Consider the following 23,754-nt stretch of genomic DNA (forward strand, 5'->3'; position numbering starts at 1 on the left):
GGTGTTTTTTTTTGCCCGTTACACTGAACACATTCAGCGGCAATTCAGGAACCACGACCTCTATGTTCACCCGCTACTTCTCCAGCAATCGCAAGATACTGATCCTCAGTATTATTACAGGTCTGTTCATTGCCCTGCTCCTGGGCTCATTGCAGTTTTTCTGGAGTTACCACAAGCGGGAAGTCAGGTTAAATACCTTGATGACGGATTTGAGCGTTTACATGGAGTCGTATTTCGATGATTTGAAAACATCGATCGATACCCTCCAGCCGCTCACGCTCAGCACGTGCCACGACGTCAGTGCCGAACTCACCTCGCGCGCAGCCTTTAGTCTCAATGTCCGTGCCTTTTTACTGGTCAGAGACAAAAATGCATTCTGTTCTTCAGCAACGGGGGCGATGAACGTTCCGATGGAGGAGCTCATCCCCGAGCTTCACATCAACAAGCAGGTTGATATGGTGCTGCTGCAGGGTACACCAATGCTGCCCAATAAACCGGCTATTGCCATCTGGTATCGCAACCCGCTGGTCAAAGACGGTGGTGTGTTTACCTCGATAAATCTTAATCTGACGCCATACCTGCTTTATACCGAGCGACAGGATGATTTTGCGGGCATTGCCATCATCATTGACGACCATGCGTTATCAACGATGTCCAGTGCGCTGGTCAATGTCCGCGATTTGCCTGTGATGTCCGCCCGTACCGCCACGCTGAAAGACGTTCCCCTTACGCTTAAACTGTATGCAAAAGCATGGACGAGCGAAGAGATGCTGTACGCGCTGTTCTTCGGGCTGGTATGTGGTATCGCGGCCGGGTCGCTCAATTTCTATATCCTCAGCACGCGCCTGAACCCGGGCAAAGAGATTTTAAGCGCCATTAAACGCGGCCAGTTCTATGTGGTCTATCAGCCTGTGGTGGACGCAAAAGAGCTCAAAATGCGCGGCGTCGAGGTATTGATGCGCTGGAAACACCCCACTATGGGTGAAATCCCACCCGACGCCTTTATCAATTTTGCCGAAGCACAGAAGTTGATTGTCCCACTGACGCTGCATCTTTTTGACCTCATCATCCGCGATGCCCCCATATTGCAGAGCGTGTTACCGCAGGGGGCAAAACTGGGTATTAACATTGCGCCGGGGCACCTGCATGCAGAAAGCTTCAAAGAAGATATGCGCACCTTTAATGCCCTGCTGCCGCCGGATCATTTCCAGACTGTGCTGGAAATCACCGAGCGCGATATGCTGAAACATCGGGAAGCCAACACGCTGTTCGAGTGGCTGCACAACGAAGGGTTTGAGATTGCGATCGATGATTTTGGTACTGGCCACAGTGCGCTGATTTACCTTGAACACTTCACAATGGATTACATCAAAATCGACCGGGGTTTTGTCAACACGATTGGTATGGAAACCGTCACATCACCGGTGCTTGATGCTGTGCTGATGCTGGCAAGACGCCTGAATATGTTGACCGTCGCGGAAGGCGTGGAAACACCTGAACAGGCGACCTGGCTGCGTGAACATGGCGTTAACTTCCTGCAGGGTTACTGGATTAGCCGCCCGATGCCGCTGGAACAGTTCAGAAAATGGCAGCCAGATTTACCGCCAGCCAGTGAATAATTTCACAATGACGGCAGCGTCACTTATTATTCAGCATAACTGAGCACGCCAGTAAAAAGAGGGAGCCGTCGCGAGATGCTTATGCGCTTCATGTTGCTGCTGTTGGCATTAACGAGCCTGTCCAGCCAGGCGCAAACCATCAAAGAAAACTATGCGTTTTCCGTGATTGGTGAGCCGAAGTACGAGATTAACTTTTCGCATTTCGATTACGTTAACCCGGCCGCCCCCAAAGGCGGGAATGTAACACTCTCTGCCACGGGGACGTTCGACAATTTTAACCGTTTCGCCCTGCGTGGCGTGGCCGCTGCACGGACAGAATCCCTTTACGACACGCTCTTTGTTACCTCTGACGATGAACCCGGTAGTTACTACCCGCTGGTGGCCGATAACGTTCGTTACGCGGATAATTTTGCCTGGGCTGAAGTCTCGATTAACCCCCGGGCGCGTTTCCATGACGGTACACCGGTTAGCGCCCGCGATGTGGCCTTCACCTTCCATAAATTTATGACAGAAGGTGTTCCTCAGTTCCGCCTGGTGTACAAAGGCGCAACGGTCAAGGCCATCGCCCCACTCACCGTACGTATCGAACTGAGCGAGCCGAATAAAGAGAACATGCTCAGCCTGTTCTCGCTGCCCGTCATGCCGGAATCGTTCTGGAAAGATCACAAGCTTAGTGACCCTCTCTCCACGCCGCCACTGGCGGGAGGCCCCTACCGTATTACCGACTGGCGTATGGGGCAATATGTGGTCTATTCCCGTGTCAAAAACTACTGGGCGGCAAACCTGCCGGTAAACCGGGGCCGCTGGAACTTCGACACCCTTCGCTACGATTACTATCTCGACGACAACGTGGCATTTGAGGCGTTTAAAGCCGGAGCCTTCGATCTACGCCAGGAGAGCAGTGCCAAAAACTGGGCAACACGTTATATCGGGAAAAACTTCGCAAAAGGTTACATCGTCAAAGACGAGCACAAAAATGAGTCCGCTCAGGATACGCGCTGGCTGGCGTTTAATATTCAGCGCCCGGTGTTTACCGACCGTCGGGTTCGGGAAGCTATTTCTCTGGCGTTTGACTTCGAATGGATGAACAAGGCGCTGTTTTACGGAGCCTACAGCCGTGCCAACAGTTATTTCCAGAATACCGAATATGCCGCACGGGATTACCCAAAGGCTGACGAGCTGGTCCTGCTGGCCCCGCTAAAAGCTGAACTGCCGCCAGAGGTGTTCACCACGGTGTTTCAGCCCCCGGTGTCGAACGGAGACGGTTACGACCGCGATAACCTGCTAAAGGCCAGCAAGCTACTGGATGACGCGGGCTGGCCGTTGAAAAACCAGAAACGCGTGAATGTACAAACGGGTAAACCTCTGAGCTTTGAGCTGCTGCTCTCGTCCGGCGGTAACGATCAGTGGGTGCTGCCGTTTAAGCATAATCTTGAGCGCCTGGGGATCACCATGAATATTCGCCAGGTAGATAATGCGCAAATCACCAACCGCATGCGCAGCCGCGATTACGACATGATGCAGCGCCTGTGGCCCGCGCAGCCGTGGCCAAGCTCTGACCTGCAAATTTCCTGGGCATCCCGTTATATCGACTCCTCCTACAATGCGCCTGGCGTCAAAAGCCCGGCGGTTGATGCACTGATTGCGAAAATCGTGGCAGCGCAGGGTGATAAAGACAAACTCCTGCCTCTGGGGCGCGCCCTCGACCGGGTCTTAACCTGGAATTACTACATGCTGCCCATGTGGTATATGGGCGAAGACCGTGTTGCCCACTGGAACAAGTTCTCTCAGCCCTCCATCCGCCCTATCTATTCGCTGGGCTTTGACACCTGGTGGTATGACGTCAACAAAGCCGCCACACTCCCCGCTGAGCGACGCTAAGGAATCATCATGGGTGCTTATCTGATCCGCCGCCTGCTACTGGTTATCCCGACCCTGTGGGCGATTATCACGATTAACTTTTTTATCGTGCAAATCGCTCCCGGTGGCCCGGTCGATCAGGCCATCGCGGCCATTGAATTTGGCAACGGCGGCGGTATGCCAGGCGGTGGTGGCGAAGGGATGGGAGCGAGCCACGCCAGAACCGGCGTCAGTAATATCAGCGAAAGTCATTATCGGGGCGGACGCGGGCTGGATCCGGAGGTGATCGCCGAGATCACCCATCGCTATGGCTTTGATAAACCTATTCACGAGCGTTATTTCAACATGCTCTGGAATTACATCCGTTTTGATTTTGGCGACAGTCTGTTCCGCAGTGCATCAGTCTTAACGTTGATCAAGCAAAGCCTGCCCGTATCCGTCACGCTGGGGTTGTGGGGTACGTTGATTATCTACCTGGTCTCCATTCCACTGGGTATCCGTAAAGCGGTTTACAACGGCAGCCGCTTTGATATCTGGAGCAGTACGTTCATCATCATCGGTTATGCCATCCCGGCCTTCCTGTTTGCCGTCCTGCTGATTGTCTTTTTTGCCGGTGGCAGCTATTTCGATATCTTCCCACTGCGGGGATTAGTGTCGGCGGATTTCAGCACCCTGCCGTGGTACAAAAAAATCACCGACTATTTCTGGCATATCACGCTGCCGGTTCTTGCAACGGTCATTGGGGGATTCGCGGCCCTGACCATGTTGACCAAAAACGCCTTTCTCGATGAAATTCGCAAACAATACGTTGTCACCGCGCGCGCGAAGGGGGTCGGTGAAAAGCAGATTATGTGGAAGCACGTTTTCCGCAACGCCATGCTGCTGGTGATTGCCGGATTCCCGGCCACGTTCATCAGTATGTTTTTTACCGGCTCGCTGCTGATAGAGGTGATGTTCTCGCTGAACGGGTTGGGATTGTTGGGTTATGAGGCCACCGTGTCACGTGATTATCCGGTGATGTTTGGCACACTCTATATTTTCACCCTGATTGGCCTGCTGCTGAATATCATCAGTGATATCAGCTATACGCTGGTCGATCCCCGAATCGATTTTGAGGGCCGCTGATGCCGCGTTTAAGCCCCGTCAACCAGGCCCGCTGGGCCCGTTTTCGCCACAATCGTCGCGGCTACTGGTCGCTGTGGATCTTTGCCGTCCTGTTTGTCCTCAGCATGTGTTCTGAACTGATTGCCAACGATAAACCCCTGCTGGTGCATTTTAACGACCGCTGGTATGTCCCCGTGCTCGCCAACTACAGTGAAAGCGACTTTGGTGGCCCTTTTGCGACACCTGCGGAGTACCAGGATCCGTGGCTTCGCAAACAGATTGAGCAACACGGCTGGGCGCTCTGGGCACCGGTACGGTTTGGGGCAAACAGCATTAACTTTGCCACTGCCAGCCCCTTCCCTTCACCGCCCTCCACGCAAAACTGGCTGGGAACGGATGCCAACGGTGGCGATGTGCTGGCGCGCATTCTTTACGGTACGCGCATCTCCATCCTCTTTGGGCTGATGCTGACGCTCTTTTCCAGCGTGATGGGCGTCGTGGCGGGGGCCGTTCAGGGTTACTACGGCGGAAAAATTGACCTCTGGGGTCAGCGTGTCATTGAAGTGTGGTCAGGTATGCCGACGTTGTTTCTGATCATCCTGCTTTCAAGCGTGGTACAGCCGAATTTCTGGTGGCTGCTGGGGATCACCGTCCTGTTCGGCTGGATGGCGCTGGTGGGAGTCGTCCGTGCAGAATTTCTGCGTACGCGTAATTTTGACTATATTCGTGCCGCACAGGCACTTGGGGTTAGCGACCGCGGGATCATCTTCCGTCATATGCTCCCTAACGCCGTGGTCGCGACCCTGACCTTCCTGCCCTTTATTCTGTGCAGCTCCATCACCACCCTCACCTCGCTCGATTTCCTCGGCTTCGGGTTACCGCTTGGCTCTCCATCGCTCGGCGAGCTGTTGCTGCAGGGAAAAAACAACCTGCAGGCCCCCTGGCTTGGCATCACCGCCTTTCTCTCTGTGGCTGTGCTGCTTTCGCTGCTGATCTTTATTGGCGAAGCCGTGCGCGATGCTTTTGATCCCAACAAGGCGGAATAAGATGACGCAACCTCTTCTCAGTATCGATAACCTGTCGATTGCGTTTTCGAAGCAAGGTGAGACTCGTACGGTGGTCAGCGACCTGTCTCTACAGATCAAGCCGGGCGAAACCCTGGCGCTGGTGGGTGAATCGGGTTCCGGCAAAAGTGTCTCGGCGCTTTCCGTGCTGCGCTTGCTCCCTTCTCCCCCGGTGAGCTACCCACAGGGGGATATTCTGTTTCACGGCAGCTCGCTACTGCACGCCGATGAACAGATCCTGCGCGGGATCCGTGGTAATAAAATTGCCATGATTTTCCAGGAGCCGATGGTCTCACTCAACCCGCTGCATACGCTTGAAAAACAGCTTTACGAAGTGCTCTCCCTGCACCGTGGCATGCGTAAAGAAGCGGCGCGTGGCGAAATACTCGATTGTCTTGAACGCACCGGCATTCGCAATGCGGCCAAACGGCTGAATGATTTCCCTCATCAGCTTTCCGGAGGTGAACGCCAGCGCGTGATGATTGCAATGGCTCTGCTCACACGTCCTGAACTGTTGATTGCCGATGAGCCAACAACAGCACTGGACGTCACGGTACAGGCGCAGATCCTGCAGCTGCTGCGGGAATTGCGTAACGAGCTCAACATGAGTTTGCTGTTTATCACCCACAACCTGAGCATCGTGAAAAAGCTGGCGGACAGCGTCGCCGTGATGCAAAACGGGCGCTGCGTAGAGCAAAATGCGGCAACCCGGCTACTGAATGCGCCTCAGCACCCGTATACGCGGCGTTTGCTCGATAGCGAACCCTCGGGTGACCCGGTTCCCCTGAACGCTGACAGTACGCCGTTGCTGCGCGTTGAGGGGCTGAGCGTCTCGTTCCCCATACGCAAAGGTATTTTGCGACGTGTTGTCGACCAGAACCCGGTGCTGAAAAACATCCGCTTTTCCCTGCGTCCGGGAGAATCGCTCGGGCTGGTTGGCGAGTCCGGCTCGGGTAAAAGCACCACTGGCCTGGCGCTGCTGCGCTTAATCGCCTCGCAGGGTGAAATCCTCTTTGACGGCATGCCGCTGCACAGCTGGAATCGCCGCCAGATGCTGCCTGTACGCCCGCGCATGCAGGTTGTTTTTCAGGATCCCAACTCTTCACTCAACCCACGGTTGAGCATTTTGCAGATTGTCGAAGAGGGTTTACGCGTCCACCAGCCTGGGTTGACGGCTCAGCAGCGTGAAGAAGAGGTAATGCGGGTAATGGTGGAAGTGGGATTAGATCCCGATACGCGACACCGCTACCCTGCCGAATTCTCCGGCGGACAGCGCCAGCGTATTGCTATTGCCCGGGCGCTGATCCTGAAGCCGGAGCTGATTATTCTGGATGAACCGACCTCGTCGCTGGACAGAACCGTGCAGGCGCAAATCCTGGCACTCCTGAAGGGATTACAGGAAAAGCACCGGCTGGCCTACATTTTTATCAGCCATGATTTACAGGTGGTGCGGGCGCTATGCCATCAGGTAATTGTGTTGCGACAGGGAGAAGTGGTCGAGCAGGGAGAATGCCAGCGCGTATTCGCTGCGCCGACGCAAAGCTACACGCGCCAGCTGTTATCGACTGACTAACACTCAGAACGGGTACTGACCGGAGAAAGGCTCCGCAATTGCCACACCAAAATTTTTCAGACGGCAGGTGGCAGCAAACTCATCCTGACTTTTCACAAACAGGCACGGCTCACCTTCACACTCCAGCACGGAGCTGTCCACTTCAATATCAGTCAGTGCCTGGCTAAGGCGTTCCATAACCGGCCAGGCGTCTTCATCACTCGGGCTAAGCAGCTTGAGTGCAACCAGACAATTCTCACCACCTGCGCCGTTTTGCGGAATCGGTTCAACTTTCGAACCTGCAAAACCCGTCGACCAGCGATAGCTCTGGGGCAAGCGATGGACAATGGAGAGTTGTATTGTATTCACGTTCGTTCCCCGGAAGCAAAATTTAATTCACAATTTATTTACATTTATAGTAACACATGATTGCAAACCTGCACTAATTAGCGGTTTTTATAGGCGTTACAGGTTCGCGTCGGCGCTATATGTACCCGTTTCTGCGATCTAACTCAACCTTTTTAAATACAATGATGTGACTTTTAACACAAATAGATTTTACATAAAAGAAACAAACACAGGGTAAACGAACGAAGGTTTGGTTGACATGCATCAACAAAAAGGCCCTATTCGGGCCTGATGTGCGCCTTAATTAGCCGCTTTATGTGGCCTGCTGGCATAGAGGTAGAAGAGAACAGAGCTGGTTGCACAGAATGCAATCGCCCACAGCATCGGCCAGGCCGTGTTAAACGTCGCCATTGAGAGCAGCGCGCCCACAACAGCACCAATCCCGAAGCGGAATGTCCCTGCCAGCGAAGACGCCGTGCCTGCCATATGTGGAAACTCGTCGAGGATCACCGCCATTGCGTTGGAAGAGACCATCGAAACGCAGCCGACAAAGGCCGCAACGCCCACCACCAGCGCCCAGAAGCCCACGCCCAGGAACGCACTCAGCACCAGCCAGATAGCCATCACAAACTGGATCCACAGCCCGGCGCGGAACATGTTGATCGCACCGACCCGCCGGACAAAACGGCTGTTAATGGTGGTCATCACAAACAGGAACACGATATTCAGCGCGAAGTAATAACCAAAGTGCTGCGGTGAAACGTGGTTCAGCTCAATGTACACAAACGGCCCGGCGCTCAGGAAAGAGAACATCCCGGCAAAGCTGAAGCCGCTTGCCAGCATGTAGCTCAGCACGCGCTTATGGCGAAACAGTGACGCAAAGTTGCCAAGCGTAGTGCGGATATGGAATTTCTGCCGACGCTCGACGGGCAGTGTTTCATCAATAAAGAAGAAAATCATGGCCGATGCCAGCAGCGCGGCAAGCGCCAGGATCCAGAAAATCGCATGCCAGCTGAACCACACCAGCACTGCACCACCGGCCATCGGGGCCACCAGCGGTGCAATGGTGGTCACCAGCATGACGAACGACATCATGCGGGAGAACTCTTCTTTCGGGTAAATATCGCGCATCAGGGCATTAATGACCACACTTGCCGCTGCCGCCGCCAGACCGTGGAAAAAGCGCATAACGATCAGATGATCGATGGTCTGAGCCAGTGCACAGGCCACCGCCGCGCCGGCAAAGATCAGTGTTCCACCCAGAATCACTGGCTTGCGCCCGAGGCTGTCCGCCATCGGGCCGTAAAGAAGCTGGCCAATGGCAAAACCGAGAATATAGGTACTGAGCGTCATCTGTGCGCTGCCCGCCGGTACGCCAAACTGTGCGGAAATCACCGGTAGCGCAGGCAGATACATGTCGATGGACAGCGGCATTAACATGGCCAGCAGACCAAGAATGAACACGATTTTGAAAGACGAATGTGGCCTGGTGGTCACAGAGTTCTCCTGAAATTAATGCGAAGGCAGCCCAACGCTGGCGATCTCTTCTTGCGTCAGCGGACGGTATTCACCAGGCTCCAGTTCCGGATCGAGTTCAATCTCACCAATACGTTCACGATGCAGGCCCACAACGTGGTTCCCTACTGCGGCAAACATACGTTTCACCTGATGGTAGCGCCCTTCGCTGATGGTCAAACGGACTTCAGTCGGGGTGATCACGTCCAGCACTGCCGGTTTAGTCAGATCTTTTTCATTATGCAGTTGAACGCCTTTGGCGAATTGTTCAGCCGTGCCATCGGCAACCGGAGATTCCAGCGTCACCAGGTAAGTTTTTTCACAGTGATGACGCGGAGAGGTGATACGGTGCGACCACTGGCCATCGTCGGTCATCAGCACCAGCCCGGTCGTGTCGATATCCAGACGACCCGCAGCATGCAGCTTATGCGCCACCGGCTCATCCAGGAAATAGAGGATCGTCGGGTGATCGGGATCGTCGGTCGAGCACACGTACCCTTCCGGCTTATTGAGCATGAAATAGCGTGGGCCATGCTGTTGGGTCAGCGGATTGCCGTCATACTCAACCTGGTGCTCAGGCTGAAGTTTGAAAGCGGTGTCTTTCACAATATCACCATCCACGGTAACACGGCTGGCGCGGATTTCACGTCCGGCAATAGCGCGGCTTACGCCGAGTTGCTGAGCGATAAACTTATCAAGTCGCATGAAGTCTTTTTTGCCTTACTTAATGGTGCTGGAGTCGAACAACATGTCCGAAAAAGAAGCAGTCAGGAACGGTTCAGTATAATGGTCTGGTTGCGCCACTCAAGGGAAAAAGTTTCGTGGCATACTATGTGCGGAATAACCAAACCGAGACACCATGACTTTTACACTTCGCCCCTACCAGCAGGAAGCCGTTGACGCCACCCTTGCCTGGTTTCGCAAACATCAGGAACCGGCAGCCATTGTGCTCCCAACCGGTGCAGGCAAAAGCCTGGTGATCGCCGAACTGGCACGTCTGGCACGCGGGCGCGTGCTGGTGCTGGCACACGTCAAAGAGCTGGTGGCCCAGAACCATGCCAAATATTGCGCACTCGGGCTTGAAGCCGATATCTTTGCCGCCGGGCTCAAGCGCAAAGAGAGCCACGGTAAAGTGGTGTTTGGCAGCGTACAGTCAGTTGCCCGTAACCTTGACCTGTTTCGTAGCGAATTTTCACTGCTGATTGTCGACGAGTGCCACCGCATCAGCGATGACGACGACAGCCAGTATCAACAAATCCTTACGCACCTGAAAGAGGTCAATCCTCACTTACGTCTTCTCGGCCTGACGGCAACGCCGTTTCGTCTGGGTAAAGGCTGGATTTATCGCTTCCATTATCACGGCATGGTACGCGGGGATGATAAAGCCCTGTTCAGCGACTGCATCTATGAACTCCCGTTGCGCTACATGATCAAGCACGGCTATCTGACGCCGCCAGAGCGGCTGGATATGCCAGTGGTACAGTACGATTTCAGCCGCCTTCAGGCGCAAAACAACGGGTTGTTCAGCGAAGCAGACCTTAACCAGGAGCTGAAAAAGCAAAAGCGCATTACCCCGCATATCATCAGCCAGATTGAAGAGTTCGCGCAGACACGCAAAGGGGTGATGATTTTTGCCGCCACCGTCGAGCACGCAAAAGAAATCACCGGGTTGCTGCCCGCTGACGATGCCGCATTGATCACCGGTGAAACGCCAGGCCCGGAGCGCGACAGCCTGATTGACGCCTTTAAAGCGCAACAGTTTCGCTTTCTGGTCAACGTCTCGGTATTAACCACCGGGTTTGATGCGCCGCACGTCGATCTGATTGCCATTTTACGCCCGACCGAATCCGTCAGCCTGTATCAGCAAATTGTCGGGCGCGGCCTGCGCCTGGCACCGGGAAAAACCGACTGTCTGATCCTCGATTACGCCGGTAACCCGCATGACCTCTATTCCCCTGAAGTCGGCACGCCAAAAGGCAAAAGTGACAATGTGCCAGTACAGGTCTTCTGCCCTGCCTGCGGGTTTGCCAACACCTTCTGGGGTAAAACCACCGCTGACGGCACGCTGATTGAACATTTTGGCCGCCGCTGTCAGGGCTGGTTTGAAGATGACGAAGGGCATCGTGAACAGTGCGATTTCCGTTTCCGCTTTAAAAACTGCCCGCAATGTAATGCCGAAAACGATATTGCCGCCCGCCGCTGCCGCGAATGTGACACGATACTGGTCGATCCTGACGACATGCTCAAGGCGGCGCTGAAGCTTAAAGATGCGCTGGTACTCCGCTGTTCCGGTATGACGCTGCACACCGGGGCAGATGAAAAAGGTGAGTGGCTGAAAATCACCTATTACGATGAAGACGGTGCCGATGTCAGCGAACGGTTCAGGGTGCACACCCCGGCACAGCGAACGGCCTTTGAGCAGCTATTTATCCGCCCGCACACCCGTACGCCGGGCGTACCGCTGCGCTGGATAACCGTGGCGGATATCGTGCATCAGCAAGTGTTGTTGCGCCATCCTGATTTTGTTGTCGCCAGGAAGAAAGGCCAGTTCTGGCAGGTACGTGAGAAAGTTTTCGACTATGAAGGACGCTTTCGCCGGGCGAATGAATTACGGGGTTAGCGGGACTTTTCATTGATGTGAAGTGCATTTGAGTATAAAATGCCGCCCGCTTCACATCCGTGAGGCAGAACACTCACCTGCTGCTGGGTCGCCTGTAGCAGGGTTTTAAATACAGAGAGAAATCAATGTTTACTATCGAAGCAGAAGTACGTAACGTGCAGGGTAAGGGTGCGAGCCGCCGCCTGCGTAACGCTAACAAGTTCCCGGCTATCGTTTACGGTGGCGAAGCTGCTCCAGTTGCTATCGAACTGGATCACGACAAACTGTGGAACCTGCAGAACAAAGCTGAATTCTACAGCGAAGTTCTGACCATCGTTGTTGGCGGTAAAGAAGAAAAAGTGAAAGTTCAGGCTGTTCAGCGTCACCCGTTCAAGCCAAAACTGTCTCACATCGACTTCGTTCGCGCGTAATCGCAAACACGTCGAGAAAAACCCCGCTTCTGCGGGGTTTTTTTATGGCTGTTATTTACCACCGGACGTCCGACGCTGCAGCTGGTCGCGCAGGTTCGGCGGCGTGCCTTTGATGGTCAGCGTGTCAGTTGCGGGATCCCAGAAAATGCGTTCCCCAAGCAGCATGGCATCAAAGTTAACCGTTAAGCCACCGCCGCTGCCGGCAAATTTGGTTAACTGGCGCAGCGTACTGCGATCCGCCGGGAAGCTCTCTTCCAGCTCATAACCTTTATCAGCCGTAAATTCCTGGAAGCTCACTTCACTCACGCCCGCCAGCTCTTTGGACAGCGACTCCAGCTCAATCTCTTCACCCGCCTGCAGCTGTTCGTTGCAGTAGCTGTATACCTGCTGACGCACGGTCTGACGCTCAGATTTATCAAGCTGCGCCTCCGCCGTGAAATCATCAACCGCCTGCAACAGGCCTTTGTTCTGCGCTTTAGCATTAAGGCCTTCGCTGGCTCCGAGGAAGTCCATAAAGAAATCAGCCACTTTACGGCCCACTCGTCCTTTCAGGAAGGTCAGATAGCGGGTTGACTCCGGGTTTGTTTCCCACTCGGTCAAATCAATACGCGCCACAATATCCGCATGGTTGATATCCAGATAGTGTGTTGAGCTGATATCCAGCTGCTCATTCACACGCATACTGCTCAAATTGTTCAGCACGGTTACCAGTAAATACTCAACCGCCAGGTAACGATAGTGACAAAACAGCACAATACCGCCGTCAGCAAACGGGTATTTCGCCAGTTCATCGCGCAGACGTCCTGTTGCTGCACGGCTAAACGCCAGGAAATCTTCTTCGCCCTGACGTTGCAGGCGCAGGCTGTCGGCCAGTTCACTCTCTTCGCTGAACAGACCATAGGCTTTATTCTTTGCGCTATAGACGCGGTGTAACTCCGCCATCATTTCCACAACGGTCGCCGTGGGTTCCAGTAACGAATCGCGCAGCACCACTTCAAGGGTTTGCTCATCACGCTTGATAAGCTGGTGCAAGGCAATCTGGTTGATTTCCAGACTCATGATAAACTCTCCTTTTAGACCGGGCGGTATTCAACCACCACCCAACACATGTGTGCAACCCGAATTATTTAGGCTATAAAAAAGGGGAAAAAAAGCTGTTGCTACGGTAATATGTTGCCCTTTCATCCACAAACTGATTTTGATTTATGCCACAACATTCCCGCTACAGTGATGAACACGTTGAACAACTGCTCAGTGAGCTGGTCAACGTACTGGAAAAACATAAAACGCCGACCGATCTTTCCCTGATGGTGTTGGGAAATATGGTCACCAACCTTATCAATACCAGCGTTGCTCCGACTCAGCGTCAGGCGATTGCAAAATCTTTCGCCCAGGCTTTACAGTCATCCGTTAGCGACGACCAGGCCCATTAAGGGAAACGAACAACAGTTTATGGTGACGAATCGTCAGCGCTACCGTGAAAAAGTCTCCCAGATGGTGAGTTGGGGGCACTGGTTTGCCTTGTTTAACATTCTGATAGCGGCGGTCATAGGCTGTCGTTACCTGTTTGTGGCAGACTGGCCAACAACGCTTGTCGGGCGTATCTACTCCTGGATGAGCGTAGTCGGTCACTTTAGCTTTTTAGTTTTCGCCACCTACCTGCTGATTTTGTTCCCCCTGACGTTTGTCGTCATCTCGCAGCGTCTGATGCGGTTCTTATCCGCCATCCTTGCAACAGCGGGCATGACGCTGCTGCTTATCGACAGCGAAGTGTTCACCCGCTTCCACCTGCATCTCAACCCCATTGTCTGGGAACTGGTGATTAACCCCGATCAGAATGAAACAGCCCGTGACTGGCAGCTGATGTTTATCAGCGTCCCGGTCATTCTTCTGATTGAGATGCTGTTTGCCACCTGGAGCTGGCAAAAACTCCGCAGCCTGACCCGGCGACGCCATTACGCGAAGCCCGTGGCAGCGCTCTTTTTCGTGTCATTTATTAGTTCGCACGTCATGTACATCTGGGCGGATGCGAACTTCTATCGCCCCATTACCATGCAGCGTGCAAACCTGCCACTCTCTTACCCGATGACGGCCCGTCGTTTCCTTGAGAAGCACGGTCTGCTGGATGCGCAGGAGTATCAGCGTCGTCTGGTTGAACAAGGTAATCCGGAGGCGGTCACCGTTCAGTATCCACTGAACGATCTGCACTATCGCGATATGGGGGCTGGGCAGAACGTTCTGCTGATCACCGTCGATGGTCTTAATTATTCAAATTACGAGAAACAGATGCCTGCGCTGGCCGATTTTGCCAGCAAGAATATATCGTTCACACAGCATATGAGCTCCGGTAACTCAGCTGATGCCGGTATTTTTGGCCTGTTCTACGGGATCTCTGCCGGATACATGGACGGAGTGCTTTCTGCACGCACTCCTGCTGCGCTGATCACCGGACTGAATCAACAAGGCTACCAGTTAGGGCTGTTCTCATCAGATGGCTTTAATAGCGCGCTGTACCGCCAGGCATTGCTGTCTGATTTCTCTCTACCGGCCGCGCAAAATCAGTCGGATGAGCAGACAGCCAATCAGTGGGTAAGCTGGCTTCAGCGCTACGCGCAGGAAGATAACCGCTGGTTCTCCTGGATTGCGTTTAACGGCACTACGTTTGAAGACAGTAACCAGAAAGGCTTTGCCCGCCGCTACAGCCGCGCAGCAGGCGATGTTGATGTACAGATTGGCCGCGTGCTCGACGCGTTGCGCACATCAGGCAAGCTGGATAATACCGTGGTGATCGTTACCGCCGGTCATGGCATACCGCTGGGCGACGAGACGCAGAGTATGAGCTGGTCGCGTCCAAACCTTCATGTTCCACTGGTGATCCACTGGCCGGGCACGCCGGCGCAGCGCATCAACATGCTTACCGAACATAAAGATGTGATGACCACTCTGATGCAACGCCTGCTGCACGTCAGCACGCCAGCAAATGAGTATTCACAAGGACAAGATCTCTTCAGCGCCACGCGTCGCCATAACTGGGTGACGGCTGCAGGAAATAATGCTCTGGCGATCACCACTCCGGGGCTGACCCTGGTGCTGAACAGCAACGGGAATTACCAGACGTATAACCTGCAGGGTAAGAAGCTGAAAGATCAAAAACCGCAGTTGGGCCTGCTTTTGCAGGTTCTGACAGATGAGAAGCGGTTTATCGCTAACTGATTAATTATAAACCAGTTAGCATCTGTCACCCTTGCATTCAAAAAGGAATCGAGTAGTATTCTTTTTACGCGTCGGCACGTAGCGCAGCCTGGTAGCGCACCGTCATGGGGTGTCGGGGGTCGGAGGTTCAAATCCTCTCGTGCCGACCAAAAAATCCTGAAAAAACCAACCTTTATGGTTGGTTTTTTTATTTCCCAGAATCGACATCCCCTTGCCGCTCCGGTGTTTTACGCAGGTAAACCAACGTCGCCACACAAATCGCAGCCCCTGCATAAAACGTGTATTCTGCCCCCCATGTTTCCCAGATTGCCCCGGCACCAACGCTGGCAATTAATAATCCACCACCACTGAGCAGACTAAAAATACCGAAAGCCGTACCGCGTAAGTCGGCAGGCGCAGTTTTGGCAACCATTGCTGCCAGAAGCCCCTGCGTCATGCCCATATGGACGCCCCACAGTGCAACCCCCACAATAATGCCAACCCAGTGGGTGCTCAGCGCCAGCACAATATCTGCACCAATCAATACCACCAATCCCCACTGCAGTAGCCGGGTATGACTCATGCCATCGGAGAGTTTGCCGAACGGGTACGCCGACAGAGAATAGAGCACGTTCATTACCACCATGACCAGCGGAATAAGGGCCAGGGGGACACCGGACTGTTGCGCACGAAGGACGAGAAAAGCCTCGCTAAAGCGTGCCAGGGTGAACACTGCACCAAGACCAATCACCCACCAGCAATCTTTACCCAGCCGCTTTAAATTCTCTTTTTTTATGGGGTTAGTGCGCTTGTGTTCAATGGGGGATCTCGGTTCCTGCAAACCAAAGTACAGAAGTGCGACGGAAAGCAGGCCGGGGATCAGGGCGATCCAGAAAATAATGCGGAAATCATTGTTCAGCAGCAACATCAAACTCACGGCCAGCAGAGGGCCGAGAAATGCGCCCGTGGTATCCATAGACTGACGCAGGCCAAATGCCGCACCACGCATATCCGGTGGCGTAAAGTCCGCAACCAGCGCATCACGGGGAGCTCCGCGGATCCCCTTCCCTACACGGTCTATCAGCCGCGCGCTTAAAACCATACCAGAAGAGGATGCCAACGCGAAAAGTGGCTTACTCAACGCACCCAGACCATATCCCAACACCGCCAGACCTTTGCGTTGGCCAAGATAGTCGCTGATAGCCCCGGAGAAAACCTTGATAAAAAGTGCAGTTGCTTCCGCGAGTCCTTCAATCAGACCAATAAACAGCACGCTTGTCCCAAGCGTTGTCACCATAAAAAGCGGCAGCAGACTGTGAATGCTCTCCGAGGAGATATCCATCAACATGCTTACGCCCCCCACAACCCAGACCCCTTTTGGGATCCGGCTGAGTACCGGAAACCTGGAAAGCATTCAATGACTCCTGCTCAGAAAACAGTTGCTTAACTGATTACAGAATAGGATATGGAGAATTAAAAAAACCTGAATACAGTCTTTGAGACAAAAAAAAGCCAACCCGCAGGCTGGCTTGATTATCATGTCTGCACGCCTAGTGGTGGTTATCACGTCCACCGAGGAAGAAGATCCCCAACGGAATAGCCAGCAGGACGGTGAATACCAGGCTGTAAACAAAGATCATCGCCGACTGCAGGACATACATACTGGTAGTCCACTGTGAGAGCGGAATGTTGTACTGCTCAATGACGCCGACAATGGTTGCCCGCCCAACACCCGCAGCGGCAATCATAAACACAACGAACAGTGCCAGTAAAAATTTCCGGCCTTCAGGTGTCTTCAGTTTTGCGCGAACCATGTCTCTCATTCCTTTACAGATAAATAACATTATTTATCGCTTACACTAACACGATCTGCCGCCAGACTCCAATTCAGAACAAAACACCAAAACAACAGCAATAAGGCAGTTTATTACACCATTCATTTTGAAAATGTAAGTAAATTACCCCATTTATTCATCAACGTTATGATAGGCTGAACAAGATCGTTTTGACATAAAGGAATGACTGTGAAAAACGCACCTAAATTTGCCCTTGCCCTGATCGCCGCAGCGTGCGCCAGCACCAGTGCTTTCGCCAGCGATACCTCAAAAGCGCAGCCACTGGAAAAAGTGGCACCTTATCCGCAAGCAGAAAAAGGCATGAAGCGTCAGGTGATTCAATTACCTGCTCAGCAGGATGAAGCGAATTTCAAAGTGGAACTGTTAATTGGACAGACACTGGAAGTGGACTGCAACCAGCATCGCCTGGGTGGTCAACTGGAAAGCAAAACCCTGCAAGGTTGGGGTTACGACTACTACGTCTTTGATAAAGTGATGTCTCCGGTTTCCACCATGATGGCTTGCCCGGACGGTAAGAAAGAGAAGAAATTTGTGACCGCGTATCTGGGCGATCATAGCCTTCTGCGCTACAACAGCAAGCTGCCTATTGTGGTTTATACCCCTGAAAACGTCGATGTGAAATATCGCGTGTGGAAGGCGGAAGAAAACGTTGAACACGCTGTAGTGCGTTAATAATAAGCCGGGTGGCGCTAACGCTTACCCGGCTTTTTTTACATTACAGCGCGATATCTGCGACCGGTTTGTTCACGGCCTGAGGTTTCAGCTCTGCTTTTGGTGCCGCATCAGCGGTCTGCGGTTTTACGTATTGCAGTTGCAGAACACGGCTGGTGTATTCCAGCTCCTGTTCCGTCGCATCAACGTTACCATTCAGCTTCGTCCCATAGGATGGAATGATGGTTTTCAGTTTCGCCTGCCATTCCGGGCTGGAAACTTTATCTTTAAACACTTTTTCCATCAGGTGCAGCATGATCGGTGCCGCAGTAGATGCGCCCGGTGAAGCCCCCAACAGCGCGGCGATAGTACCTTCTTTATCGCTCACCACTTCGGTACCCAGACGCAGCACACCGCCCTCTTTCGGATCGCGTTTGATGATCTGCACGCGCTGACCAGCCTGCCACAAACGCCAGTCTTCTTTCTTCGCCTGCGGGTAATACTCTTTCAGCGCCTCAAAGCGTTCTTCATCAGAGAGCATCACCTGGCTAATCAGGTATTTCACCAGATCGAAGTTATCCAGACCGACATCAACCATCGGTTTAAAGTTGGATGTTGTGGTCGCGCTTAACAGATCGAACAGAGAACCGTTTTTCAGGAACTTGGTAGAGAAGGTCGCGAACGGCCCGAACAGCACTACACGTTTACCATCCAGAATACGGGTATCAATGTGCGGAACGGACATCGGAGGCGCACCTACGGAGGCCTGGCCGTACACTTTCGCCAGGTGGCGGTTCACCACTTCCGGGTTGTCAGACACCAGGAACTGACCACCCACCGGGAAGCCTGCATAGTCTTCCGCTTCAGGAATACCAGACTCCTGCAGCAGTTTCAGTGCCGCACCGCCCGCGCCAATAAAGACGAACTTCGCCTTGATAACGTGTTCAGCATCATTGTTTTTCAGGTCAGCAACAGTCACGCTCCAGCTGTTGTCCGCGTTACGCTTGAAGCCACGGACTTCGGTGCTGAGCTGCAGATTAAAGTTCTCTTTTTTCTTCAGAGAACCCACCAGCTGACGGGTGATTTCGCCGTAGTTGACGTCAGTACCGATTTCAGTACGGGTCGCCGCCACTTTCTGATTCGGGTCACGCCCTTCCATCACCAGCGGTGCCCACTCTTTGATCTGAGCGTGATCTTCAGAGTATTTCATGCCACGGAACAGCGTGCTTTGCTGCAGGGCCGCATAACGGGCGCGCAGGAAGTTCACGTTCTGTTCGCCCCACACAAAGCTCATGTGCGGCACGGTGTTGATAAAGGAGTGCGGATCGTGCATCACGCCGCTGTTTACCTGGTGAGACCAGAACTGGCGCGAGACCTGGAATGCTTCGTTGATCTCTACCGCCTTCTCGATACTAATGGAACCGTCCTTTTTCTGCGGCGTATAGTTCAGTTCCATAAGTGCCGAATGTCCCGTACCGGCGTTGTTCCAGCCGTTAGAGCTCTCCTGTGCCACGCCATCGAGGCGCTCGACCATCGTCATTGACCAGTCCGGCTGCAGTTCTTGCAGATAAGTTCCCAGCGTGGCGCTCATGATGCCGCCACCAATTAAAAGGACGTCCGTTTCCTGCTCTTTAGGCGTCTCTGCTTTCGCCGCCATTGAGACGGCGTTCAGCCCCACGGCCAGAGAAAAGAGCATGGCAGTCATTTTTTTCATCATTTATGCCTTAGTTTAATAGTGCTTGATGCGTAGAAATTGCAGGTGAAAAAACTGCGGGGGAACGGTAACAACTTTTAAATATTGTTTAAAGGTTACGAAATTATTGTAATTGTGAAATTTAATGAGGAGTGTTGTTTGTGCCGACGACCTTGCAACGGCATCACGGATCACTTTGTGCTCTCTGCAGCCTGCCGAAAAGTCAGGTTAAAACGGAATTCGCCTGTCTGCGGATGAACACCCGGTTTAAGCGGCTGAATGCCGTGATAAAACAGCCTCGATTCCCTGCCCCACACCACCACATCGCCATGCTCCAGCATCAGACGTTTGAGCGGGTCATTGCGACGCAATCCACCAAACTGGAAAACCGCAGGCAGGCCTAAAGAGACGGAGATGATAGGTGCGCGCAGGTCTGGTTCATCTTTATCCTGGTGCAGCGAGAGTTTCGCGCCGACGGCATAGCGGTTCACCAGGCACGCATCGGGTGTAAAGTCAGCGTAACCGGCTGCAACGGCAGCGTCGTGGCATAGCGCCTGAAAGACCGCAGGCATGGAAGGCCAGGCGCTGCCGGTCATTGGGTCAACGGGGGCGTACAGATAGCCGCGATCGTCCGTCGTCCAGCCCAGCTTACCGCAGTTGGTCATCGCCACCGACATGGTGTAACCGCCCGGCGTGACCATCTGACGGAATGGCGAGACAGCCGCAACCTCATCAATCCCGGCAAGCAGCGCCGCCGCGCGCGCGAGCGCAAAACGGCGCAGGATCATGGCCCCTGGGGCAAGCGGTTCCAGCCAGGGGTCAGCCTCTGCAAAAAGATCGAGCATTACCCCTCCCGGCTCTTCGCCTCACGTGTTAGCAATAACGCCTTTCGCGCCGTCCCCCAGCGGTAGCCAGAAAGTGCCCCGTCGTTACGAACAACACGATGACAGGGGATCACAATCGCCAGTTTGTTAGCGGCGCAGGCTCCCGCCACCGCGCGAACGGCAGCGGGTTTGCCAATCGCCTGCGCGACCTGCTGATAGCTTGCCGTTTCACCACAGGGAATGGTACGAAGTGCCTGCCAGACCTGTTGCTGAAAAGCGGTTCCGCGAATATCCAGCGGAAGTGTCAGCGGTACCGCACGGCCATCAATACTGGCAATCACCTGGCGGATACGCTGCGCAAATGCGCCTTCCAGTGGTTCCTGCTCTGCCTTTGGAAACAGCGTCAGAAGTTCCTCTGTTAAGGTCGCATCGTCGTCGCCCAGCAATATCGCGCAGATCCCCCGCTCACTTTCCCCCACCAGACAACGCCCTAGCGAACAGCCGCTGACAGCATAACGCACGGCAACATCCCCTTTCCGGTACTGTTTCGCCGTCATACCCAGCGCCACATCGGCTTTGCGGTAATAGCTGCTGCTATCAGGAAACCCTGCTGCCAGCACGGCCTCGGTAATGTTGTCGCCCTGTGCCAGCGCATGACGCAGGCGTTGCTCCCGCGCCGCCTGTTGCCAGGCTTTGGGCGTCATGCCGGTCACAGACTTAAACAGGCGGTGGAAATGGAATGGGCTGATGCCAATCTGCTGCGCCAGCACCTCCAGGGTGAGTGTGGGCTCCTGCTCCAGAAGACGACAAGCCTGTTCAATTTTTGCCAGCTTCTGTTCTTGCGGGTCGCGTTTGTCCGGCATACAGCGCTTACACGGACGGAACCCGGCCAGAACAGCGTGTTGAGCATCAGGGTAAAAACGGACATTTTTACGCAGCGCGTGGCGGGCGCGACAGGACGGGCGACAAAAGATGCCCGTCGTCTGTACGGCAAAGACAAACTGGTTATCAGCACGCAGATCGCGGGCCAGTACTGCCTGCCAGCGATCCTCATCGGTCTTAAAGGTTGGATTTTTCATCATCAGCTCCTTTTACAAGCATACATACAGCGTGCCTGAGTGCCAGCGAAGAAAAACCCGCAACCTTGCTTTTTAATTTTTTTCGCTCACCAGGAAGCTGTTGAACTGCGGTGAACTCCAGGTTTTAAAGCCGTCGGCCTCTTTGGTGATCATGTAGACTGCCAGTCCTTCCTGGCGTACCACCTCTTTGGCTTTTTCCGTGCCGAGCACCATCAATCCGGTATCCCAGGCATCGGCTTCCAGTGCTGTTGGGGCGATCACCGTAACGGACACCAGATTATGCTCGATCGGACGCCCTGTTTGCGGATCGATAACATGCGAAATACGCTTACCGTCGAGTTCGTAATAGTTACGGTAGCTCCCGGAGGTGCTGATACCATGACCATTGATATCCACAATCGCCTGCACGGCGTTTTGCTGGTCGGTTGGTTTTTGAATAGCGACCCGCCAGGGTTTATCACTGGCGTTCATGCCACGGCTGACTAACGCCCCCCCGACAGAAACCAGATAACGCGCGATCCCTTCCTGGGTCATCAGCGCCGCAAGGTGATCCGCCGCGTATCCTTCCCCCACCGTCGACAGATCGACAAACAGATCGGGAATATCTTTTTGCAGATACTGCTGCCCGTACTGATTGATCACCGTCAGATGCTGTAACCCTGTGCGGGCACGGGCATCGTCAATGGCCGCCTGGCCGGGTGTAGTGAGCGGCTGCTTGTTGGGGCCAAACCCCCACAGGTTAACTAACGGCCCCACGGTGACATCCATTGCACCATTGGTTTTGTAGCCCACGCGCATTGCTTCGGTCACGATATCGGCCATCGCTTCGCTCACCGGCCAGAGGGAGGTGCTTTTAGACAGATTAAAACGCATCAGTGCCGAGTCGTTTTTATAGGTCGAGAGCAGCTGATCGTCAGCATCCAGTTGCGACTGAATTTTGCCGCGCAGTTCTTCAGCGCGTTTCTCATCGAGATTCATCACGCTGACGCGCCAGAATGTGCCCATCGTTTTGCCTTCCAGAACCGTCGCCGCTGGCGCGTCCGTTTTCGCCGGTGGTGTGGAAGAGTCACATGCTGTCAGGAAAAAAAAGGTAGCCAGAAAGCTGGCGCGTAAAAAAGTCATATCCATTCGTTATTATCCTCATGCCTGGGCGGCAAGAGTACACCAAAACGGGGGAATTGTAAGACCCTAAAAAAGACACGAAAAAAGGGGCCAGACGGCCCCTTTGTCATACTGAGAAGCGAATTAGAACTGGTAAACCAGACCCAGCGCTACGATGTCATCAGTACCGATACCAGCCTGTTTGGTGAAGGAGTTGTCATCCAGCAGGTTGATTTTGTAGTCCACATAGGTGGACATGTTTTTGTTGAAGTAGTAAGTCGCACCCACATCAACATATTTCAGCAGATCCTGATCGCCGTAACCTTCGATGTCTTTACCTTTAGACTGCAGGTAAGCCACGGACGGACGCAGGCCGAAGTCGAACTGGTACTGAGCAACCACTTCGAAGTTCTGCGCTTTGTTAGCAAAACCGTAGATGTCGCTGCTGCTCTGAGAGTCACCGAAACGGGTTGCGTTATAGGTCTGAGAGTACTGCGTTGCCAGATAGATGTTGTTAGCATCATATTTCAGGCCACCGGAGTAAACTTCAGCGTGGTCGCCATTACCCAGTGCTGCAGTGTTGTTCTGATCGTAGGTACGTTTGGAAGATGCCATCGCACCACCAATGCTGAAGCCAGCACCCAGGTTGTAGGTCACGGACGCGCCATAACCATCACCGTTCTGTTTCAGGGTGCTACGACCCGTATTGTTTTCACCATCTACGCTGCCGTTTTTGCCCTGATACTGCAGAGCAAAGTTCAGGCCATCAACCAGACCGAAGAAGTCCTGGTTACGGTAGGTCGCTACGCCGTTCGCACGGGATTGCAGGAAGTTATCTGCACCGTAAGTATCGCCACCAAACTCTGGCAGAACGTCAGTCCAGGACGTTACGTCGTAGATCACACCGTAGTTACGGCCGTAATCGAAGGAACCTGCTTCAGCGAATTTCAGACCCGCAAACGCCACACGAGTCCAGGATTTGTTTTCGCTTTCAGCCGTATTACCCTGGATCTGGTATTCCCACTGACCGTAACCCGTCAGTTGATCGTTAACCTGGGTTTCGCCTTTGAAGCCGATACGCATGTAGGTCTGATCTCCGTCAGCACTCTTGTCGTCGGAGAAATAGTGCAGACCATCAACTTTACCGTACAGATCTAATTTGTTGCCATCTTTGTTATAAATTTCAGCCGCATTTGCTGCGCCTGCTACCAGCAGTGCTGGTACCAGGAGGGACAGTACTTTAACTTTCATGTTATTAACCCTCTG

21 protein-coding genes and 1 tRNA gene are annotated in these 23,754 nt (G+C 53.6%); 11 read left to right on the forward strand and 11 right to left on the reverse strand.

The features are described from left to right. Positions 1–62 precede the first annotated feature (62 nt). The 5 genes from pdeN to yejF all read left to right on the forward strand — a co-directional run bounded on the left by pdeN (position 63) and on the right by yejF (position 7,220). Positions 63–1,619 carry a cyclic di-3',5'-guanosine monophosphate phosphodiesterase PdeN gene (pdeN, locus tag HV318_RS06465; protein WP_182272078.1) on the forward strand — a complete coding sequence of 519 codons (1,557 nt, stop codon included), beginning with the start codon at positions 63–65 and terminating at the stop codon, positions 1,617–1,619. A gap of 75 nt (positions 1,620–1,694) precedes the next feature. Next, positions 1,695–3,500 (forward strand): extracellular solute-binding protein, encoded by a 1,806-nt coding sequence (locus tag HV318_RS06470; protein ID WP_182272079.1) that lies wholly within the window; start codon positions 1,695–1,697, stop codon positions 3,498–3,500. Between the two features lie 9 nt (positions 3,501–3,509). Continuing rightward, complete coding sequence (locus HV318_RS06475) at positions 3,510–4,604, forward strand: microcin C ABC transporter permease YejB (RefSeq protein WP_182272080.1); 1,095 nt, start codon at positions 3,510–3,512, stop codon at positions 4,602–4,604. Continuing rightward, the gene (locus HV318_RS06480) at positions 4,604–5,629 is read left to right on the forward strand and encodes an ABC transporter permease (protein ID WP_182272081.1); all 1,026 of its coding nucleotides are present in this window, start codon (positions 4,604–4,606) and stop codon (positions 5,627–5,629) included. Before HV318_RS06475 ends, HV318_RS06480 begins: the two co-directional genes overlap by 1 nt. A 1-nt stretch (position 5,630) precedes the next feature. Beyond that, a complete protein-coding gene (yejF, locus tag HV318_RS06485; protein ID WP_182272082.1) occupies positions 5,631–7,220 on the forward strand; it encodes a microcin C ABC transporter ATP-binding protein YejF in 1,590 nt (529 codons plus the stop codon). Positions 7,221–7,223: 3 nt separating this feature from the next. Here yejF and HV318_RS06490 read toward each other — a convergent pair whose 3' ends face one another. The 3 genes from HV318_RS06490 to rsuA form a co-directional block, all read right to left on the reverse strand. Beyond that, on the reverse strand, positions 7,224–7,568 hold the full coding sequence (locus HV318_RS06490) for a YejG family protein (RefSeq protein WP_182272083.1): 345 nt from the start codon (positions 7,566–7,568) through the stop codon (positions 7,224–7,226). Between the two features lie 279 nt (positions 7,569–7,847). Further along, positions 7,848–9,044: a Bcr/CflA family multidrug efflux MFS transporter gene (locus tag HV318_RS06495; protein ID WP_182272084.1), complete on the reverse strand. Its 1,197-nt coding sequence runs from the start codon at positions 9,042–9,044 to the stop codon at positions 7,848–7,850. Between the two features lie 15 nt (positions 9,045–9,059). Next, entirely contained in the window at positions 9,060–9,767 is a 708-nt protein-coding gene (gene rsuA, locus HV318_RS06500) for a 16S rRNA pseudouridine(516) synthase RsuA (RefSeq protein WP_182272085.1), read from the reverse strand. Positions 9,768–9,921: 154 nt separating this feature from the next. Here rsuA and radD point away from each other — a divergent pair, with 154 nt between their 5' ends. Both radD and rplY read left to right on the forward strand, forming a co-directional pair. Further along, positions 9,922–11,682 carry a DNA repair helicase RadD gene (gene radD / locus HV318_RS06505; protein WP_182272086.1) on the forward strand — a complete coding sequence of 587 codons (1,761 nt, stop codon included), beginning with the start codon at positions 9,922–9,924 and terminating at the stop codon, positions 11,680–11,682. 125 nt (positions 11,683–11,807) lie between these two features. Beyond that, positions 11,808–12,092 carry a 50S ribosomal protein L25 gene (gene rplY / locus HV318_RS06510; protein ID WP_182272087.1) on the forward strand — a complete coding sequence of 95 codons (285 nt, stop codon included), beginning with the start codon at positions 11,808–11,810 and terminating at the stop codon, positions 12,090–12,092. 51 nt (positions 12,093–12,143) lie between these two features. On the opposite strand, the gene yejK is transcribed toward rplY, so the two are convergent. After that, positions 12,144–13,151 carry a nucleoid-associated protein YejK gene (gene yejK / locus HV318_RS06515; RefSeq protein ID WP_063214742.1) on the reverse strand — a complete coding sequence of 336 codons (1,008 nt, stop codon included), beginning with the start codon at positions 13,149–13,151 and terminating at the stop codon, positions 12,144–12,146. A gap of 146 nt (positions 13,152–13,297) precedes the next feature. On the opposite strand from yejK, the gene HV318_RS06520 reads away from it, so the two are divergent. The 3 genes from HV318_RS06520 (at position 13,298) to HV318_RS06530 (ending at position 15,454) form a co-directional block, all read left to right on the forward strand. After that, positions 13,298–13,525 (forward strand): YejL family protein, encoded by a 228-nt coding sequence (locus HV318_RS06520; RefSeq protein ID WP_182272088.1) that lies wholly within the window; start codon positions 13,298–13,300, stop codon positions 13,523–13,525. A 19-nt stretch (positions 13,526–13,544) separates the two neighbouring features. Further along, entirely contained in the window at positions 13,545–15,305 is a 1,761-nt protein-coding gene (yejM, locus tag HV318_RS06525) for an LPS biosynthesis-modulating metalloenzyme YejM (RefSeq protein WP_182272089.1), read from the forward strand. A gap of 72 nt (positions 15,306–15,377) precedes the next feature. Then, positions 15,378–15,454: transfer RNA gene (locus tag HV318_RS06530), tRNA-Pro, on the forward strand. Between the two features lie 38 nt (positions 15,455–15,492). Here the strand turns inward: HV318_RS06530 and HV318_RS06535 are convergent. Together HV318_RS06535 and HV318_RS06540 are read right to left on the reverse strand one after the other, a co-directional pair. After that, the gene (locus tag HV318_RS06535) at positions 15,493–16,698 is read right to left on the reverse strand and encodes an MFS transporter (protein WP_182272090.1); all 1,206 of its coding nucleotides are present in this window, start codon (positions 16,696–16,698) and stop codon (positions 15,493–15,495) included. A 136-nt stretch (positions 16,699–16,834) separates the two neighbouring features. Next, the gene (locus HV318_RS06540; protein WP_182272091.1) at positions 16,835–17,098 is read right to left on the reverse strand and encodes a DUF2534 family protein; all 264 of its coding nucleotides are present in this window, start codon (positions 17,096–17,098) and stop codon (positions 16,835–16,837) included. 204 nt (positions 17,099–17,302) lie between these two features. Between HV318_RS06540 and eco the strand changes: the two genes are divergently transcribed. Beyond that, positions 17,303–17,812 (forward strand): serine protease inhibitor ecotin, encoded by a 510-nt coding sequence (gene eco / locus HV318_RS06545; protein WP_182272092.1) that lies wholly within the window; start codon positions 17,303–17,305, stop codon positions 17,810–17,812. 43 nt (positions 17,813–17,855) lie between these two features. On the opposite strand, the gene mqo is transcribed toward eco, so the two are convergent. The 5 genes from mqo to HV318_RS06570 all read right to left on the reverse strand — a co-directional run bounded on the left by mqo (position 17,856) and on the right by HV318_RS06570 (position 23,739). Then, positions 17,856–19,505: a malate dehydrogenase (quinone) gene (gene mqo, locus HV318_RS06550; RefSeq protein ID WP_182272093.1), complete on the reverse strand. Its 1,650-nt coding sequence runs from the start codon at positions 19,503–19,505 to the stop codon at positions 17,856–17,858. Positions 19,506–19,675: 170 nt separating this feature from the next. Further along, on the reverse strand, positions 19,676–20,329 hold the full coding sequence (gene alkB, locus HV318_RS06555; protein ID WP_182272094.1) for a DNA oxidative demethylase AlkB: 654 nt from the start codon (positions 20,327–20,329) through the stop codon (positions 19,676–19,678). Next, a complete protein-coding gene (ada, locus tag HV318_RS06560; RefSeq protein WP_182274547.1) occupies positions 20,329–21,387 on the reverse strand; it encodes a bifunctional DNA-binding transcriptional regulator/O6-methylguanine-DNA methyltransferase Ada in 1,059 nt (352 codons plus the stop codon). Before ada ends, alkB begins: the two co-directional genes overlap by 1 nt. 72 nt (positions 21,388–21,459) lie before the next feature. Beyond that, complete coding sequence (gene apbE / locus HV318_RS06565) at positions 21,460–22,515, reverse strand: FAD:protein FMN transferase ApbE (protein ID WP_182272095.1); 1,056 nt, start codon at positions 22,513–22,515, stop codon at positions 21,460–21,462. A 117-nt stretch (positions 22,516–22,632) separates the two neighbouring features. Next, entirely contained in the window at positions 22,633–23,739 is a 1,107-nt protein-coding gene (locus HV318_RS06570; protein ID WP_182272096.1) for a porin OmpC, read from the reverse strand. Positions 23,740–23,754: the final 15 nt, after the last annotated feature.

Source organism: Enterobacter sp. RHBSTW-00901 (genome assembly GCF_014103115.1).
GTDB lineage: Bacteria > Pseudomonadota > Gammaproteobacteria > Enterobacterales > Enterobacteriaceae > Enterobacter > Enterobacter cloacae_P.